The sequence below is a fragment of the Rhizobium ecuadorense genome, assembly GCF_001187535.1.
Classification (GTDB): Bacteria; Pseudomonadota; Alphaproteobacteria; order Rhizobiales; family Rhizobiaceae; genus Rhizobium; species Rhizobium ecuadorense.
In genome coordinates, this window is record NZ_LFIO01001656.1 from 1 (window position 1) to 265 (window position 265).

General features: G+C 55.1%; 1 pseudogene. It reads right to left on the bottom strand.

From position 1 onward, the window contains the following. Positions 1–248, bottom strand: a pseudogene (locus tag AF337_RS32910) (ABC transporter permease); the annotation flags it as partial. Positions 249–265: the final 17 nt, after the last annotated feature.

Consider the following 265-nt stretch of genomic DNA (forward strand, 5'->3'; position numbering starts at 1 on the left):
AGCGCAAGTGCAGTGACATATTGCACGATCGAGGCCGCGACCGCGAAGGAGATGTCGATCCCGCCAGATATCAGCACCACGAGCAGGCCAACGGCAAAGATAATGTTGACCGCGCTGATATTGAGCAGTTCGAAGACATTGCCGAGCGTGAAGAAACGGTCGGTCATGAAAGCCAGGACAATGCTCATCGCGATGATGACGGCAAACAGCACGAATTCAGTCGTATGGGACAGGAACAGCTTACGCATAGACCGCCGCCTCCAGG